Below are 17,107 nucleotides of genomic sequence, written 5' to 3' on the forward strand. Positions count from 1 at the left end.
TCCTCAACCTAGATATACTGAGGGTGGTTGAAAACGACGTAGACGTAGTGCATTTCCTAATACAAAGACGCTAGATAATGCCATAGCTCCTGCAGCAAAGATGGGTGACATTAAAATTCCATAGTTTGGATATAATATTCCAGCGGCAACAGGAATTAGCATGGTGTTGTAAGCAAAAGCCCAAAACAGGTTTTGATGAATGTTGCCGATTGTGGCTTTGGATAAGGCGATTGCATTTGTTACACCTTGCATATTGCCAGACATGAGCACGACATCTGCCGATTCAATTGCAACATCTGTACCTGTACCTATCGCTACACCTACATCGGCTTCAGCCAATGCAGGGGCATCATTAATTCCATCACCAACAAAGACAATATGACCATATTGGGATTTTAGCTCTTTGACTGCATTAACTTTTCCTTCAGGTAAGACTTCAGCGATTACCTCATCAATACCTAATTGTTTTGCAATTGCCTGAGCAGTACGTGCATTATCTCCAGTGATCATTGCGACTTTCAGTCCTAATTGGTGTAAAGCTTGAATCGCTGCGGGAGTCGTGGATTTAATTGGATCTGCAACCGCTATAATTCCTGCTAGTTGACCATTCATCGCAACATAAAGTGGTGATTTACCTTCATCACCTAAACGTAAAGCAGTTGTTGCGAAGGGCTGTACTTCAATACCAAGCTGCTGCATATAACGATCAGCACCGATATTAATTTGAATATCATCATTGATCACTGCAGATACACCCATACCCGTAACCGAATCAAAGCGATCAACTTTAGGAAGAAGCAAGTTCTCTAGCTTGGCCTGATCAACAATCGCTTTTGCGATAGGATGTTCTGATCGGGATTCAACAGCAGCTACAGCAGCCAAAACTTGATCTCGTTCAAACTGAGATGTGACTTCAAAATCAGTTAATTCTGGATGTCCCTCAGTTAAAGTACCTGTTTTATCAACAGCTACAATTTTTGCATCTTTTAATAGCTGTAAAGCTTCGCCTTTACGGAACAACACGCCTAATTCTGCACCACGACCTGTACCCACCATGATCGATGTAGGTGTTGCCAAACCCATAGCACATGGACAAGCGATAATCAGTACTGCGACTGCATTTACTAAGGCAAAAGTTAGGGCAGGAGATGGGCCGAAAATTAACCAAACTAAGAATGTCAGCACTGCTGCAATCATTACTGCTGGTACGAACCATAAGGTGATTTTATCGACTACCGCTTGAATCGGCATTTTAGAGCCTTGTGCTTGCTCAACTAAGCGAATTATTTGCGCTAGCATGGTTTCACCACCAACAGCTAACGCTGTAAAAGTGAGAGTTCCATTTTGATTAATCGTACCACCTACCACATCGCTACCAATCACTTTCTCAACAGGTATCGGTTCACCTGTAATCATGGATTCATCGACAAAACTATTTCCATCAGTCACTTGCCCATCAACAGGTATTCTTTCACCAGGTTTTACAATCACCGTGTCGCCAGCAATAACTTGATCAATTGCAATCTCAAGCATTTGTCCATCACGGTGAACATGAGCTGTTTTAGCTTGTAAACTGACTAAACGTTGAATCGCTTCTGAAGTACGTCCTTTTGCTTTTGCTTCAAGAAAACGACCAAGTAAGATTAAAGCAACAATAACCGCAGCAGCTTCATAATAAACATTGACTGTTCCCGAAGGGAGTGTGTCTGGAATGAAGGTAGCCACTATAGAAAATAGATATGCAGCTAATGTTCCAACGGCTACCAAAGAATTCATATCTGGTGCTAGACGAAATAAAGCGGGGATGCCTTTTAAATAAAATCTTCTACCTGGAATCGTTAAAACAAGGGTAGTCAGTACGAATTGTATGTACCAACTATTTTGCATCCCAATGGTTTGAGCAATCAGATGATGAAAGCTTGGAATTAGATGAGAGCCCATTTCAAGAATAAACACAGGCAAAGCAAAAAGCGTGGCAAGAATTAAATCGCGTTTAAGTTCAGCGCGTTCTTGATCTTTTTTCTGAAGCTGCTCAGATGGATCGGCAATTGAAGCTTGAATTTCTACAGCATCATATCCAGCTTTATCTATTGCTGCGATCAATGCCTCTACACTTGCCGAACCACTTACTGTTGCTCGTTCAGTTGCAAGATTGACATTCGCTTCAGTGACACCAGAGACGGATTTGAGTGCTTTCTCGACACGACCAACACATGAGGCACAGGTCATACCTTTTATTGATAATTCAATTCTGTTTTGGGGAACATCATAGCCTGCTTGTTCAATTGCATGAATTAATAATTGACGATCTAAAGGCTTATTAAGTGTAATGTCTGCACGCTCAGTGGCTAAATTTACTGAGGCTGATCGCACACCATCAACTTTTTTAATAGCATTTTCAACACGACTTACACAGCTTGCACAAGTCATACCTTCAATTTGTAAGCTTAATCTTTGATTTATTTCGGTTCCCATGGGATTTACCTATAAATATTCTTTGATTGCTTAAAGCATAGACCTTACCATTATAGGAAGGTCAAGTACTCACTATGTAAATATCGAAGTGAAATCTATTTTTAAAATAAACATGATGAAATTGATATTTAAATCAGTTGCTTGAGGGTTTTATTCTATATTTACTCAAATAATGAATCTTTTTTTTGTTTTGTACATTATTGATATTCTTGCGAATTTAAAAAAATATAAAAGTCTTGTCAATAAAAAAGCCACTTATGTAAGTGGCTTTTTTATTAAAGGTATTTGGTGGAGATGGCGGGAGTTGAACCCGCGTCCGCCAGCACTACACTCGAGAATACTACATGCTTAGATATCGTCTATTGTTTTAACACCATGTGACCCGACGAACAGGGTACAAGGTGCGATCCTCTAAGTTTGGTATAAAGCCCCGAGGCTTGGCTCTATACGGACTTGTGTGCGTGCGCTTCGGTCGGGTTCCTAAACCACAAGTATTCTAGGAAGCGGACAAGCTGCCCTTAGGCAGCTAGAGCGTAAGTTTCGTCGTTTGCGACTATTTAAATGCAAATTTTATTTACGAGAGAAAATGCGCTCTCGGCATGCATCTATGAGCTTCATCACCAGCGTCGAAGCCAATAACATCCCCATATATGAACAAGCATCATAGCACAAATATTATGGATTTGAACGTTAATTTCTATGTAATTTGATCGATTAATAGATTCTTGCATTTCAATTAAACCAACGGACAATAAACTCGCTACAGCAATCAAGTCATTTACTTAAATTGAAATAAAACAAAGAATTTGATTGAAAATACATCATATTGTTGTTTAGAAGAAAAAATTTGCTATGAAGAGCAGGGTGGAATCAAAGAATAAAATTGAGAAAAAATGTTTTGAAAATTAGACTAATTATTACCGTGATAAATTATGTTATTTATGTTATAAATTGTATCTTAATTGTTTTTATTTTTTGCATTTGCTTTTTGATGGTTATTGGGGTTGATAAGTGGATGAGGATTCAACACTTTCGATAAAAAATTTTAATTTAGAAATCTCAGGGAAGAAAATTTTAAGATCTTTAAATTTAAAGGTTTTAAGCCAAGGGATTACTATTTTAATGGGACCTTCCGGAACAGGTAAATCAACTTTACTGCGTACACTTGCGGGTCTGAATCAAGGAAAACCTCAACTCAAGTTCAGTGGTGAGATCACTTATAATGGCTATTCATTATTCGACTCTGATAAAAAACCTGCCTTAGTTCAGCAAAAATTAATTCATATTACACAGACTGTTAAAGAAAATATTCTTTCACATTTACCTAATCGTTCAAGCTTAGATTTACAACAACAACTCCGTCTAATTCAGCAGTTATGCGATCAGTATGATCAAACTTGGATTCTGGCAAAGCTTCACCAATCGACGGCAACTTTAGAACGCCATGAAGCAAAGAATTTAGCAATTTTATATACCTTGTTGTCAGAGCCAGCACTGTTGATGATTGATGAACCATCGGTGGGGTTATCTGATTCCGATGCGATTTTTGTGCATGATTTAATCCGAAAAATTGCCAAGAAAATCCCGATTCTGATTGTATCTCACCATATTCAGCGATCTAAAAAATTAGCCAATTACGTTGGTTTATTAGCAAATGGTTGCATACAAGAAATTAGCTCAGCAGAAGCTTTTTTTGAACATCCTCAACACGAGATGACGAAACAATTTCTGAGAACCGGGTCCTGTGCGGAGCTTTCTGCTGAAGAGTTAGATCGACAAGAGCAATCGTTGATGAATCTCCAAGTAGCGACTTCAAAACATTTGAGTTTAGCTAAACATTTAGTAGACGTTGATCAAATATCAAATGAACCAATTTTAGAGTGCTCGCAGAAAATCCAAAGTCGTGAAGATACAGACACAAATCTGCAACACGTTGATTTTTTAGAACACGCAGCGGATGCAAAAAACCAAGCTAGAGGCCCTTTGGGGTTTGTTTGGCTAATTCGCGGACGGCTTGCTGGTTGTCCGTGTCCTGGAGTAGTTCGAGAGACGGCACTTGATTTGAAGTATTTACAGGATGTTGGAATTACTGATTTGGTATCACTGACCGAAGAAAGCTTTAACCCTGATCTAGCCGCTGAATTTGGCATAACAGTTTCACATTTCCCGATTGACGATATGTCTGTTCCATCTTTACAGGATGCTTATCAGTTTTGTCTATGTATTGACCAAAACATATCTCATCGCAAATCCATTGCTTTGCACTGTAAAGCGGGTTTGGGGCGAACAGGAACGATGTTGGCTGTTTACTTCTTATGGAAAGCAAGGCTTCAAAAGACTGCACTTGAGGCAATCGAATATATACGTTCTCTGAATTACTTGATGATTCAATCTGAGCAACAGATTGATTTTTTGTATGATTTTTCAATTTTTTTAGAAAAACACATTGATTCTAATGTGTTGGTTAGCAAGGCGTAACTCGCCATACAAGGGGAAAATAAGATGTTAGATGATGCTTTACAACGCGCAATGACCAGCGTACCAGACTGTCTCGCAGCTGGTTTTGTAGATTTAAATTCAGGAATGATTTTAAGTATTAAAACGGTTGATTCACATCCTTCGGAAGTGTTTGATTTTTTAGCTGCCGCTACAGCTGATCTTTTTCAGGGGCCGAATGTTGTCGCAATTGAGAAAATTTTTAAAAAATCACGTGGTTTGATGGATGAAGATAATTATCACTACTTCCAAGAAATTATCGTGAATAGTGAAAATTTGATCCACGTATTTATTCGCACTAAAGATCAAAACGAGATCGTATGTTTTGTTTGCCGTAAAGGTGCGAACTTAGGCATGGTGTTGACTAAGGCTCGTATTGCTTTACCAACGATTGAACGCGCGTTCCACGCATAATTCAGTCGATGCGTATGTTTTAAGCAAGGTCTAACTTTGCTTAAAACAACGATGAGCTTCATGATGAATTTTCAAAAAGGTGAGCGTGATGCCGCATCTTGAATTTGCAGGATATACGATTGAAAGTAAAGCTGAAGAAACGGTTTTAGCATGCTTTCAGCGTTCAGGTATAGAAATCGATTTTTCATGTAAAAGCGGTGTATGCCATCGTTGCATGTTGAAATGTATTTCTGGTGACATTCCAGAACAGGCAAGTCGTAGGCTACCTACCACACATCAGGGGCAAAACTATTTACTCGCGTGTCAGTGTGTTCCAAAAACGAATATGAAATTAGTTGCGAAGTCAGACGAAGACAGCATAACGCAATGTATGATTTTGTCATCAATTTCACAAGCAGATCATAGTCTGATTCAAGCAGAGCCTTATAGAGAACTGAGTTATCAAAAAGGTCAGCATGTTTATATAACTGACATCTCAAAACAGGACTCAATTTTAGCAAAATTAGTGAGTGATCCTGAGCAAGAAACATCACTGAGCATTGAAATTGCTAATAAGGATATGGAGTGGGTTAAAGAGCAAGGCTTGGATCAGTTAGGAAATGAGTTCTACCTGAAAGGCCCAATTAGCGCACCTCAAGTCATAATCGAAAACGATGTAGCGATCAATCCAGCCTTATGGGAAGCGTTGGGCGGGGATCATATTGTCAGAAAAATTTTGACCGAATTCTATAAGAAAGTATATGCCGATCAGCAACTTGCTCCATTTTTTGAAAGAGTAACTATAGATCGAATTATTGGAAAACAATTTGCATTTTTAAAACAGTTAATTACAGGTGAGGCAACTTTCTTTGGTGAGCAACCAAGAAACTCACATCATTGGATGGTGATCTCAGATGAGTTATTTGAGCACCGTATGTTACTGATGCATCAAACTTTATTAGAACACAAGCTATCGGCTGATTTGATTCAACAATTTGAATGTTATGAGTTGCAATTTAAAAACGATATTGTCAAATCCCAAGCTTGGTTAAAACAAGTCGGTGATTTATTGGTAGACACTGAAAAATATGAAGAATGTCAGTTAGATGAAGCAACAATTTGTGATTATTGTGAGGCGGAAATTGAGCAAGGCACCGTAGTGAGATTTCATATGCGTCTTGGAAAATTGGCTTGTAAAGCATGTTCAAAATAATGTGGCGATGGATAAAGCTTTAGCAATTATCCAGTAAAAATTTACTTGATGAATGGTCGAATAGGAGAGAAAAAAAATGATTGGTCAATTTTCAAGAACAGCAATGGTGTTTATTGAAAAAACCTTACGTGAATGTGAACAATGTATAGGTTTTTCGGGAGCTGCTCTGTCTAGCCCTGATGGTTTGGTTCTGGCGATGCATGGACAAATCTCAGGTGATGAAGCCGCAGCATGTGCATCTAGTTTGTTTGTAGAGTCAGAAACTGCTTTAAGTTATATCGGAGAGTCCGAGCCACGTATGATGTTGTTATGGACTGCAAATAAATTGTTGGCTTTGCACTTGCTTAAAAATGGCAGTATTTTCTTTGTGACATCCACTGAAAAAAATAATTTTAATGCGGTGCTTAAATTTAGTTTAGAAACATCAAAAAAATTGGATAACGCTTTAAGCATAATGGGTTAAACAAACTTTAACATGCTAGAAGATTTAACTACCCATGATCATTTTGAATGAGAAAATAGTTCCTTGTTTGTTCCCGCTTTTAAAAGGAGGGAACAAGCACTATTTTAGATTAAATTTGCTCTAAAGGTTACTTCAACTGATTAGTCAAAACCAAGCAAAGCTAGATCAACATTAAGTTTTATAGGTCGATAATAAAATACTGGTTTCACTATTGTAAATACCTGAAATATTACGAATTCTTTCCAATGCTTTGTCGAAATTTTCTAAACTATCGGACTGTAATTCGACCAAAATATCCCATTTACCATTAGTGGTATGTACACGTTCAACTGCCGATTCTAAGCGGAGTTCTCGTATCACTGCTTGTGCCTTAGTGCCTTCGACCATGACATTCATCCATGCACGAATGATATTTTTTTCAACATTTGGGCGATAACGAACCGTATAGCCTGTAATGATGCCTGTGCTTTCCATGTACTCGATTCTCTTTTGAACCGTGGCACGTGAAACGCGTGTTTTCGCAGCTAAGTCGGTGATCGACATCCGTGCATTATCTTTGAGCAATCCTAAGATAATATGATCAACATTATTCATTTTGATATTTTCTATTAGCAAATTGATAAAAATTATCTCATTTTAATTATTTTAAAGAATTTTGTGAATCATTTTGATTATTAATAATAGTGCTAATAGAAGCTCCAAACATTTTTAACGTTGTCAGCGCAAGTCACTAATGTAGTCATGGAACGATGGAGTGAAAGGATTCTCTTTTGAATCAAAGGGAATCTATAGATAACAGGGAAAACTGATTAATTAAGGAATAGATGATGTCTTTATCATATACGGGTCAACATGGTGGTGCTTGGCAAACTTATCTCACTCAAATTGATCGAGTGGCGCCTTATCTTGATGCTGATTTAAGTAATTTTATTAATACCCTTAAAACGCCAAAGCGTACATTAATCGTTGATGTTCCAATCGTGATGGATGATGGTTCTATCCGTCATTTTGAAGGTTATCGTGTACAACACAATTTATCTCGTGGTCCAGGTAAAGGCGGTATTCGTTACCATCAAGACGTTGAATTAAATGAAGTTATGGCGCTATCTGCATGGATGACCATTAAAACTGCAGTACTTAATCTCCCATTTGGTGGTGCAAAAGGTGGCATTCGTGTTAATCCAAAAGAGTTATCTCCGCGTGAGTTAGAGCGTTTAACTCGTCGTTTTACCAGTGAAATCAGTCCAATTATCGGTCCTCAAATTGATATTCCAGCACCAGATGTGGGTACCAATGCCAACATTATGGGTTGGATGATGGACACGTACTCAAGTATCAAAGGTCATACAGTTACGGGTGTAGTCACTGGTAAACCTGTGCATTTAGGTGGTTCATTGGGTCGTGTACGTGCGACTGGTCGTGGTGTATACGTGACGGGTTTGGAAGTCGCGAAACGCATTGGTTTAGCGGTTGAAGGCAGTAAAGTTGCTGTACAAGGTTTTGGTAATGTTGGTAATGAAGCCGCTTACTTGTTTAGCCACGCTGGTGCAAAAGTTGTCTGTGTACAAGACCATACAGGCACGATTTTTAATGCTGAAGGTATGAATGTTAAAGCATTACAAAAACATGTTACTGAACATGGTGGTGTAATGGGCTTTGCAGATGCAACGGTGATTGCTGATGAGGAGTTTTGGAATGTTGAGATGGACATTCTCATCCCAGCAGCATTGGAAGGACAAATTACAGTCGAGCGTGCACAAAATCTAAAAGCAAAAATTGTGCTTGAAGGTGCCAATGGTCCGACATATCCAGAAGCAGACGATGTATTTGTTCAACGCAATATTACCGTTGTTCCAGATGTTATCTGCAACGCAGGTGGTGTAACCGTCAGTTATTTTGAATGGGTTCAGGATATGGCGAGCTACTTCTGGAGTGAAGATGAAATCAATGAGCGCCTTGATAAGTTAATGATTCAGGCAATTGCTGATGTTTGGAATACGGCTGAGCTTAAAGGATGCAGTTTGCGTACTGCTGCTTATATCTTGGCATGTGAACGTATCTTAAAAGCACGTAAAGAACGCGGTATTTTCCCTGGTTAATAAAGGGTATAGAACAGGCTTCGGCCTCGGGCTTGTGGTATTGACACAAGCCCAAAGATTAAACAGGAAGTGAGTATATAAAATGAATGATGTCGCTATTACACGTAGTCATTTTAATGACTGGATGGTTCCCGTCTTTGCCCCAGCAAACTTTATTTTAGTCCGTGGCGAGGGTTCTCGTCTTTGGGATCAGAAAGATAAAGAATATATTGATTTTGCGGGTGGAATTGCGGTGAATGCTTTGGGTCATGCGCATCCTGTTGCAGTCAATGCCTTAACTGAACAAGCACAGAAGCTTTGGCATATTGGCAATGGTTATACCAATGAACCAGTTTTACGCCTTGCCAAACAATTAGTGGATAGCACATTTGCAGACAAAGTATTTTTCTGTAACTCAGGTGCAGAAGCGAATGAAGCTGCTTTGAAATTAGCTCGAAAAATTGGTTTGCTCAGTGGTAATCCAAACAAAAATCATATCGTTGCATTTAAAAATGCCTTCCATGGTCGTACCTTATTTACCGTTACTGCTGGCGGCCAACCAAAGTATTCTCAAGACTTTGCACCATTACCTGAAGGCATTCAACATACGGCATTTAATGATTTAGAAGCAGCGAAAGCTGTAATTAATGAAAATACATGTGCCGTAATTGTCGAGCCGATTCAAGGTGAAGGTGGTGTAGTTCCAGCGGATCTTGAGTTTTTAAAAGGTCTACGTGCCTTATGTGATGCCAATGGTGCGGTATTAATTTTTGATGAAGTACAAACAGGTGTTGGTCGTACAGGCTCTTTGTATGCCTATATGAATACAGGTGTTACCCCAGACATCTTAACGACTGCTAAAGCATTAGGTGGTGGTTTCCCAATTGGTGCGATGATCACGACAGACCATTATGCCAACATGTATGCAGTAGGTGATCATGGTACGACTTATGGTGGTAATCCACTGGCATGCGCAGTAGCGGGTGCAGTTTTTGAGTTTATTAATACGCCTGACGTTTTAGAGGGTGTGAAACAACGCCATCAATATTTCGTAGATGCATTAAATAAAATCAATGCGCAATATGGATTATTCAAAGAAATTCGTGGTCAAGGTTTGTTGATTGGTTGTGTACTGAAAGATGAACATGCAGGTAAAGCTAAAAATATCGTCACACTTGCGGGTGAAGAGGGTTTATTAGCTCTAGTTGCGGGTGCAGATGTCGTGCGCTTTACTCCTTCGCTGATTATTCCAATGGAAGATATTGATGAAGGTTTAAATCGTTTTTCTCGTGCATTAGCACGTCTCTAAATCTGCTGTGAGCATCTAACCATGATGATTGTTAGACATGCAGCGCATCGGGACTTAGATGACATTTATCGTTTAGCGCAACGAGCAGGTGAGTCAGGTATCGGCCTGACCTCCTTGCCGCAAAATAAAGAAATCTTGGCAGCGCGAATTGCACGCACGATAGGAACTTTAGAAGGTACGACTGAGCAGTGTGATGCAAGTTATTTGTTTGTTCTAGAAGACATCTTATCTCAGACAATCGTTGGTGTAAGTGCCATCGAGGTTTCGGTTGGTTTGAAAGAGCCATTCTATAACTTTCGTGTGGCGAAACAGGTACATGCTTCTAAAGCACTCAATGTTTACAATGCTTTAGACACCTTGTTTTTGAGTAATGATCATACAGGTTGTAGTGAGTTATGTACCTTATTCCTTGATCCTGAATATCGAAAAAATCAAAACGGTAAGTTTCTTTCTAAGGTTCGTTTTCTATTTATTGCTGCATTTCGCTCGTATTTTGAAGATCGCTTAATCGCAGAAATGCGAGGTTTTTCAGATCAAAATGGTCATTCACCATTTTGGGATGCGTTGGGATATCACTTCTTCAATATGGATTTCGCGACCGCCGATTATTTAAGTGGTATCGGTCAAAAAGTCTTTATCGCTGAACTAATGCCAAGATTTCCTGTTTACGTCAATCTATTACCAGCTGAGGCTAGAGCGGTAATTGCAGAAGTGCATCCGCATACCTTGCCTGCAGCAAAAGTTTTGATGTCAGAAGGACTTAAATATCAAGGTTATGTCGACATCTTTGATGCTGGACCTACTTTAGAAGCGAATACTGCGGATTTGCGGGCGGTCAAAGAAAGTCGAACAGTGAAAGTCAAAATCACTGAGCAAATCGAAACGACTGATACACACTATTTGGTCGCAAATGACCAATACAAAAATTACTGCGTGCTGTTGATCAATAACAAAGTCTGTGATGGCGATACCTTAATGATCACATCTGCACAAGCTCAGGCTCTCCAAGTTAACGAACAGGATGAAGTACGAGTTTTAGCATTAGATAAAATGGAGAATCACTAATGTCGCAAGGTGAATTATTAATTAATGGTGCTTGGGTACAGGGAAAGGGTACAAGCTTTATTAAAACCAACCCTGTAAGCAATCAACAGATTTGGTCTGGTCATGAAGCTAGTGTTGCTGATGTTGAGGCAGCTTGTAATGCTGCTAGAACAGCTTTCCCTGCATGGGCACGCTTAGGTTTAGAGCAGCGTGTAGCTATTATTGAACGCTTTGCAAGTTTACTTGAACAAAATAAACATCAACTTGCACAAGTCATCAGTCAAGAAACCAGTAAACCACTGTGGGAAACACTCACAGAAGTACAATCGATGATTGGAAAAATCGCGATTTCAATCCGTGCATATCACCAACGGACTGGTTTTAGTGAAACTGAAATGCCAGATGGCATCGCATCTTTACGTCATCGTCCTCATGGGGTACTTGCAGTTTTCGGACCGTACAATTTCCCAGGACATCTACCTAATGGACACATTGTTCCTGCATTAATTGCAGGTAATACGGTTGTGTTCAAGCCAAGCGAATTAACGCCTTGGACAGCCGAAGAAACTGCAAAATTGTGGCAAGAGGCAGGGTTACCAAATGGTGTGCTCAACCTTGTGCAAGGTGGTCGCACGACTGGTGAGGCTTTAGCTGCTGCTGAACAAATTGACGGTTTACTGTTTACGGGAAGTGCCAACACTGGCTATCACTTGCATAAACAAATGGCAGGCGCACCTGAAAAAATCCTAGCCCTTGAAATGGGGGGTAACAACGCTTTAATCATTGATGAAGCAACTGATATTGATGCAGTGGTGAATCTAGCTATTCAATCCGCTTTCGTGTCTGCGGGGCAACGTTGTACATGTGCACGCCGTATCATTGTAAAACATGGCGTTAATGGTGATGCATTCATTCAACGTTTTGTTGAAGTCACAAAGAACTTAGTGATCGGGGCTTGGGATGCTGAACCACAACCATTTATGGGCGGGGTGATTTCATCTCATGCGGCAGATCAGATGCTGGCTGCACAAAGCAAATTGATCGCACTAGGCGCAAAACCATTGTTAGCAATGACTCGTCCTCAAGCTGATAGTTCATTACTCAGTGCAGGCATTTTAGATGTGAGTGAAGTGAATGCAATCCCAGATGATGAATACTTTGGTCCTTTGACGACGATCTATCGTTATCACGATTTTGATGAAGCGCTCAAAATAGCCAACAACACACGTTTTGGTTTAGCTGTAGGTTTGGTTTCTCCTGATCGTGAATTATTTGATCGAGTATTGATCGAAGCACGAGCTGGCATTGTGAACTGGAATAAACCATTAACTGGCGCATCGAGTGCTGCTCCATTTGGTGGTGTGGGTGCATCGGGTAATCATCGTGCAAGCGCGTTTTATGCAGCAGATTATAGTGCGTGGCCGATGGCTTCACTGGAAAGCGATAGCGTTACACTGCCATCAAAATTATCACCGGGCATTGTGCTCTAAGTTAAATCGTGCCGTGACGATATGGAGAAAAAAATGTCAGGTTATGAAATCAATTTTGATGGCTTGGTTGGACCAACTCACCATTATGCAGGTCTTTCTTTTGGTAATGTTGCTTCAACAAAAAACCGTAATAATGCGTCCAATCCTAAATTAGCAGCCAAACAGGGCTTAATGAAGATGAAAGCCCTTGCGGATTTAGGGCTTAAACAAGGGGTGTTTGCTCCACAAGAGCGTCCACATGTTCCGACCTTACGCCGTTTAGGTTTTACAGGCAGTGATATTGATGTCATTGCACAGGCAATGCGAACAGCACCTGCCTTGTTATCTTCACTCAGTTCCGCATCTTCAATGTGGACTGCAAACTCATGCACCGTGTCACCATCGGCTGATAGTGCGGATGGACGTGTACATTTTACAGCCGCAAATCTAAATAATAAGTTCCATCGCTCAATTGAGCATCATACGACAACGCGAATCCTTAAAGCGATGTTCGATAATGATGTATATTTCGCGCATCATGAAGCCTTACCTGATGCAGCATTATTTGGTGATGAGGGTGCAGCCAATCATAACCGTCTAGGCGGTGGATACGAGCAAGCTGGCGTGCAAGTTTTTGTTTACGGACAACAGCAGCTCGGTGGTACGGTTGCGCCGAAGAAATTCCCTGCACGTCAAACCCGTGAAGCGAGTGAGGCGATTGCACGTTTACATCGTTTAGATGCAAAACGGACGGTATTTATTCAACAGAATCCTGACGTGATTGATCAAGGTGTATTTCATAACGATGTGATTGCGGTAAGTAACCAACAGGTACTTTTTCATCATCAACATGCGTTTTTGAATCAAACACAAGCCTTGAATGAAATTCGCCAGAAAATGGCAGGGATTGAGCAAGAATTTATTTCGATCGAAGTGCCTGAAAACCGTGTGAGTGTTGAAGATGCTGTTGCGACATATTTATTCAATAGCCAAATTTTGACACGAGCAGATGGTGGGATGAGTATCGTTGTACCTGAAGAGTCTCGTCAAAATAAAGCGGTTTGGAGCTACTTGAATGACATGATTCAGATGGGCACGCCAATTGATGACATCAAGGTGTTTGATCTGCGTGAAAGTATGCGTAATGGCGGTGGACCAGCATGTTTGCGCTTACGAGTCGCGGTCAATGAAAAAGAGTTAGCAGCAGTTAATCCAAATTTATTTATGAATGACGGTTTGTTTAAGACCCTCAACCAATGGGTCGATCAACACTATCGTGATGAATTAACTCAGGATGATTTAGCTGATCCAAGTTTGTTGATTGAGAGTCGTACAGCGTTAGATGAATTAACCAAAATTTTAGGTTTAGGTTCTGTTTATCACTTTCAACGCTAATCATCGTAGTGAAAAGATTGATATGGATTTTCCTCAAATCCGAATGCTCACAATGGCATCGGATTTGAGGTGGTTAAACAAGGGAATGATGGCATATGGTTGATCTACTCGAATTAACTCTTGCACAGCAAGCACCTAATCAAACTCAAGGTGAAACAACTGAATTTACTTGGCAATGGCTAGGTGAAGGGTTATTGGTATGCACGCCTAAAACAAGCTATAACAAGGCCATCATATATTCTGCGGGTATTCATGGAAATGAAACGGCACCTATTGAATTACTTGCAAAGATGGTTCAAGACCTGTTCGCGTCTCGTCTACGTCTGACTGAGAGAGTCCTTTTTGTTTTCGGTAATCCTCAAGCTATTCGCAAAGGTGTGCGTTATCTAGAAAATGATATGAACCGCATGTTTTGTGGAGCTTATCAACAATTAAATTCTGATGAAGAAACAAAACGTGCTCAGCTTTTAGAGCAAATTACCGCAGAGTTTTTCCAGCAAAGTCATAGTGATGCTCAACGCTATCATTATGATTTGCATACGGCTATACGCACATCACTATTAGCTGTATTTGCCTTATTCCCTTATCAGACGCAACCCTACGATGATTTTCTCATAGATAGTCTCAACGCTGCTGATCTTGATGCTTTGGTGTATCACAAGGCTGTTGGTAAAACTTTTACTCATTTTACAACTGAGTATTTTCAGGCTGCTAGCAGTACTTTGGAGTTAGGTAAAGCAAAGCCATTTGGTCAAAATGATTTAGCTGAATTTTCTGCAATTGAACAAGTACTACGTGCCGTAATTACAGGTGAAGCTTTACCTCAACGACAAAAAGCATCGCTTCGTCAATTCAAGGTTGTAGATTCAATTGTTAAACAAAGTGAGGATTTTCAATTGCGATTAGATGCGAATGCACCTAATTTTTCGACCTTTGAAAAAGGCGATGTAATCGCGACTCAAGAGGCAGGAAATTATATTGCAAGTGATCAGCAAGTTTGGATTTTATTTCCAAATCCGAACGTCAAAGTAGGATTGAGAGCAGGGCTAATTCTCAAAGAAATAATGTAGATAACGCCATTCGAAAGATTTTAAGCGGTTCAAGGAAATGATGTATATGGAGTTTGAATATGGATGTTCAGTAGAAAAATACGCAGAAAAAAGATATCCGTTGGATATTGATTGTTATGAAAGTGAAACAGCAAGGACAGGTTGTCATAAGAATATCGTTGGAGTGATCGTGTATGAGTAACAATAATGAAAAAACATTTCCTTCAGGTGAACTCCTGAGTGAGCAATATGTGCCGCAACAAGACACATCAAGCCATTTAAATACTTCGTTGTCAGAAGTAGATGTCACTAAACCTTTGAAACGTGCAATGACAAAACGTCATTTGGTCATGATTTCTTTAGGTGGTGCGATTGGAACAGGACTGTTTCTTGGTTCAGGAGATGTTATTTCTCAAGCTGGCCCAATTGGAGCAATTTTATCTTATCTACTTGGGGGCGTAATTGCTTACATGGTCATGCTGTGCTTAGGCGAGTTAGCCGTGCATATGCCCGTATCAGGTTCGTTCGGTGAATATGCCAGAACTTATATTGGACCTGGTACAGGTTACATGATTACGTGGTTGTATTGGTTAACTTGGACCGCAACATTGGGGACGGAGTTTACTGCGGCAGCATTATTGATGCAGGAGTGGTTTCCATCCATTTCCATGTGGACATGGACGCTGTTATTTGCAGGATTAATTTTTTCACTGAATGTCAGTTCAACGCGTTTATTTGCAGAATCTGAATTTTGGTTATCCTTGGTTAAAGTTTTAACCATCATTTGCTTTATTGGTTTGGGGTTAGCCGCTATTTTCGGAGCTATTTCCTACCATGGGCATGAATCAGCGCCTTTATTTAGTAAATTAACAGAGCACGGTTGGTTTCCAAATGGAATATTTCCTATTTTTGCGACCATGTTAATTGTGAATTTTGCATTCTCAGGTACTGAGTTGATTGGTGTTGCTGCGGGTGAAGCAGAAGAACCAGCTAAAACGGTTCCTAAAGCAATCAATGCCGCGATTTGGCGACTCCTGATTTTCTTTGTTGGTACGATTATCGTGATCTGTGCCTTATTGCCTTATGATATGGCGGGTTTAAATGCAAATTCGGTAAGTAATAGTCCTTTTGTAACTGTATTCAATTACATCGGTATTCCATATGCTGAAGATATTATTCGTTTTGTGATTATCACTGCATTGTTATCTGCTGCGAATTCTGGATTATTTGCTGCTTCACGTATGATGTGGTCACTATCAACTAAAAATCAGTTACCTAAAGTTTTCGCAAAATTGACACGTTCAGGTACACCGATTATTGCAATTATCGTGACGATGTTTGGTGCAATACCTGGTTTATTGTCTGAGCACTTTGCACCTGAAACAATTTTCAAAAATTTATTAGGTGTTGCTGCATTCACTATGGTTGTAGTGTGGATTTCGATCTGTGTCTCTCAATTTAACTTCCGTAGACAATGGATTAAATCAGGTAACACTGTTAAAGATCTCAAATTTGCTGCGCCGTTATTCCCATTAACTCCTATTTTAGGTGGGGTATTCTGCGTCATTACATGTATTAGTATGGTGACTGATCCATCGATGCAAGTTGGATTTGTATGTTGTGTCTTGTTTATCATCGCTTGTTATGCAAGTTATGCGATTTTCTATAAAGATAAACAGGTAAATTAATTTCTTAATCGGAAAGTTGGAGTGACATCTCCAAC

General features: G+C 39.9%; 13 protein-coding genes and 1 other RNA gene. 11 read left to right on the plus strand and 3 right to left on the minus strand.

The window, feature by feature from the left end; translation table 11 throughout:
• Window positions 1–3 precede the first annotated feature (3 nt).
• Window positions 4–2,475, minus strand: coding sequence for a heavy metal translocating P-type ATPase (locus H2677_RS04330; RefSeq protein ID WP_212639212.1), 2,472 nt, complete (start codon window positions 2,473–2,475; stop codon window positions 4–6).
• 286 nt (window positions 2,476–2,761) lie between these two features.
• Window positions 2,762–3,121: a transfer-messenger RNA gene (gene ssrA / locus H2677_RS04335) on the minus strand.
• A 476-nt stretch (window positions 3,122–3,597) separates the two neighbouring features.
• Between ssrA and H2677_RS04340 the strand changes: the two genes are divergently transcribed.
• From H2677_RS04340 to H2677_RS04355, 4 genes are all read left to right on the plus strand, one after another.
• Entirely contained in the window at window positions 3,598–4,953 is a 1,356-nt protein-coding gene (locus H2677_RS04340) for a phosphatase domain-containing putative toxin (RefSeq protein WP_235702179.1), read from the plus strand.
• Window positions 4,954–4,977: 24 nt separating this feature from the next.
• The gene (locus H2677_RS04345; RefSeq protein WP_004913846.1) at window positions 4,978–5,385 is read left to right on the plus strand and encodes a hypothetical protein; all 408 of its coding nucleotides are present in this window, start codon (window positions 4,978–4,980) and stop codon (window positions 5,383–5,385) included.
• Window positions 5,386–5,473: 88 nt separating this feature from the next.
• Window positions 5,474–6,577, plus strand: a complete 1,104-nt coding sequence (locus H2677_RS04350; RefSeq protein WP_212639213.1) for a globin domain-containing protein — start codon at window positions 5,474–5,476, stop codon at window positions 6,575–6,577.
• Window positions 6,578–6,653: 76 nt separating this feature from the next.
• A complete protein-coding gene (locus tag H2677_RS04355; protein ID WP_004913841.1) occupies window positions 6,654–7,040 on the plus strand; it encodes a roadblock/LC7 domain-containing protein in 387 nt (128 codons plus the stop codon).
• A 171-nt stretch (window positions 7,041–7,211) separates the two neighbouring features.
• On the opposite strand, the gene H2677_RS04360 is transcribed toward H2677_RS04355, so the two are convergent.
• On the minus strand, window positions 7,212–7,634 hold the full coding sequence (locus H2677_RS04360; protein ID WP_212639214.1) for an Lrp/AsnC family transcriptional regulator: 423 nt from the start codon (window positions 7,632–7,634) through the stop codon (window positions 7,212–7,214).
• Between the two features lie 230 nt (window positions 7,635–7,864).
• Between H2677_RS04360 and H2677_RS04365 the strand changes: the two genes are divergently transcribed.
• From H2677_RS04365 to H2677_RS04395, 7 genes are all read left to right on the plus strand, one after another.
• Window positions 7,865–9,139, plus strand: a complete 1,275-nt coding sequence (locus tag H2677_RS04365; RefSeq protein WP_099948256.1) for a Glu/Leu/Phe/Val family dehydrogenase — start codon at window positions 7,865–7,867, stop codon at window positions 9,137–9,139.
• Between the two features lie 82 nt (window positions 9,140–9,221).
• Entirely contained in the window at window positions 9,222–10,427 is a 1,206-nt protein-coding gene (locus H2677_RS04370; RefSeq protein ID WP_212639215.1) for an aspartate aminotransferase family protein, read from the plus strand.
• Between the two features lie 21 nt (window positions 10,428–10,448).
• Window positions 10,449–11,492 (plus strand): arginine N-succinyltransferase, encoded by a 1,044-nt coding sequence (gene astA, locus H2677_RS04375; RefSeq protein WP_212639216.1) that lies wholly within the window; start codon window positions 10,449–10,451, stop codon window positions 11,490–11,492.
• Window positions 11,492–12,961 (plus strand): succinylglutamate-semialdehyde dehydrogenase, encoded by a 1,470-nt coding sequence (astD, locus tag H2677_RS04380; RefSeq protein ID WP_212639217.1) that lies wholly within the window; start codon window positions 11,492–11,494, stop codon window positions 12,959–12,961. The genes astA and astD overlap by 1 nt, the downstream gene beginning before the upstream one ends.
• 33 nt (window positions 12,962–12,994) lie before the next feature.
• Window positions 12,995–14,335 (plus strand): N-succinylarginine dihydrolase, encoded by a 1,341-nt coding sequence (gene astB, locus H2677_RS04385; RefSeq protein ID WP_004959956.1) that lies wholly within the window; start codon window positions 12,995–12,997, stop codon window positions 14,333–14,335.
• Window positions 14,336–14,430: 95 nt separating this feature from the next.
• A complete protein-coding gene (gene astE, locus H2677_RS04390) occupies window positions 14,431–15,405 on the plus strand; it encodes a succinylglutamate desuccinylase (protein ID WP_212639218.1) in 975 nt (324 codons plus the stop codon).
• A gap of 173 nt (window positions 15,406–15,578) precedes the next feature.
• A complete protein-coding gene (locus tag H2677_RS04395) occupies window positions 15,579–17,072 on the plus strand; it encodes an amino acid permease (RefSeq protein ID WP_004913820.1) in 1,494 nt (497 codons plus the stop codon).
• Window positions 17,073–17,107: the final 35 nt, after the last annotated feature.

This window comes from Acinetobacter junii, assembly GCF_018336855.1.
GTDB lineage: Bacteria > Pseudomonadota > Gammaproteobacteria > Pseudomonadales > Moraxellaceae > Acinetobacter > Acinetobacter junii.

What these genes read in the sequence shown, in the direction of transcription:
- H2677_RS04340 (WP_235702179.1), top strand. Translation starts at nt 3,598, where the DNA reads ATGGGACCTTCCGGAACAGGTAAATCAACTTTACTGCGTACACTTGCG.
- H2677_RS04330 (WP_212639212.1), bottom strand. Translation starts at nt 2,475, where the DNA reads ATGGGAACCGAAATAAATCAAAGATTAAGCTTACAAATTGAAGGTATG.
- H2677_RS04360 (WP_212639214.1), bottom strand. Translation starts at nt 7,634, where the DNA reads ATGAATAATGTTGATCATATTATCTTAGGATTGCTCAAAGATAATGCA.
- astA (WP_212639216.1), top strand. Translation starts at nt 10,449, where the DNA reads ATGATGATTGTTAGACATGCAGCGCATCGGGACTTAGATGACATTTAT.
- H2677_RS04350 (WP_212639213.1), top strand. Translation starts at nt 5,474, where the DNA reads ATGCCGCATCTTGAATTTGCAGGATATACGATTGAAAGTAAAGCTGAA.
- H2677_RS04345 (WP_004913846.1), top strand. Translation starts at nt 4,978, where the DNA reads ATGTTAGATGATGCTTTACAACGCGCAATGACCAGCGTACCAGACTGT.
- H2677_RS04365 (WP_099948256.1), top strand. Translation starts at nt 7,865, where the DNA reads ATGATGTCTTTATCATATACGGGTCAACATGGTGGTGCTTGGCAAACT.
- astD (WP_212639217.1), top strand. Translation starts at nt 11,492, where the DNA reads ATGTCGCAAGGTGAATTATTAATTAATGGTGCTTGGGTACAGGGAAAG.
- H2677_RS04355 (WP_004913841.1), top strand. Translation starts at nt 6,654, where the DNA reads ATGATTGGTCAATTTTCAAGAACAGCAATGGTGTTTATTGAAAAAACC.
- astB (WP_004959956.1), top strand. Translation starts at nt 12,995, where the DNA reads ATGTCAGGTTATGAAATCAATTTTGATGGCTTGGTTGGACCAACTCAC.
- H2677_RS04395 (WP_004913820.1), top strand. Translation starts at nt 15,579, where the DNA reads ATGAGTAACAATAATGAAAAAACATTTCCTTCAGGTGAACTCCTGAGT.
- H2677_RS04370 (WP_212639215.1), top strand. Translation starts at nt 9,222, where the DNA reads ATGAATGATGTCGCTATTACACGTAGTCATTTTAATGACTGGATGGTT.
- astE (WP_212639218.1), top strand. Translation starts at nt 14,431, where the DNA reads ATGGTTGATCTACTCGAATTAACTCTTGCACAGCAAGCACCTAATCAA.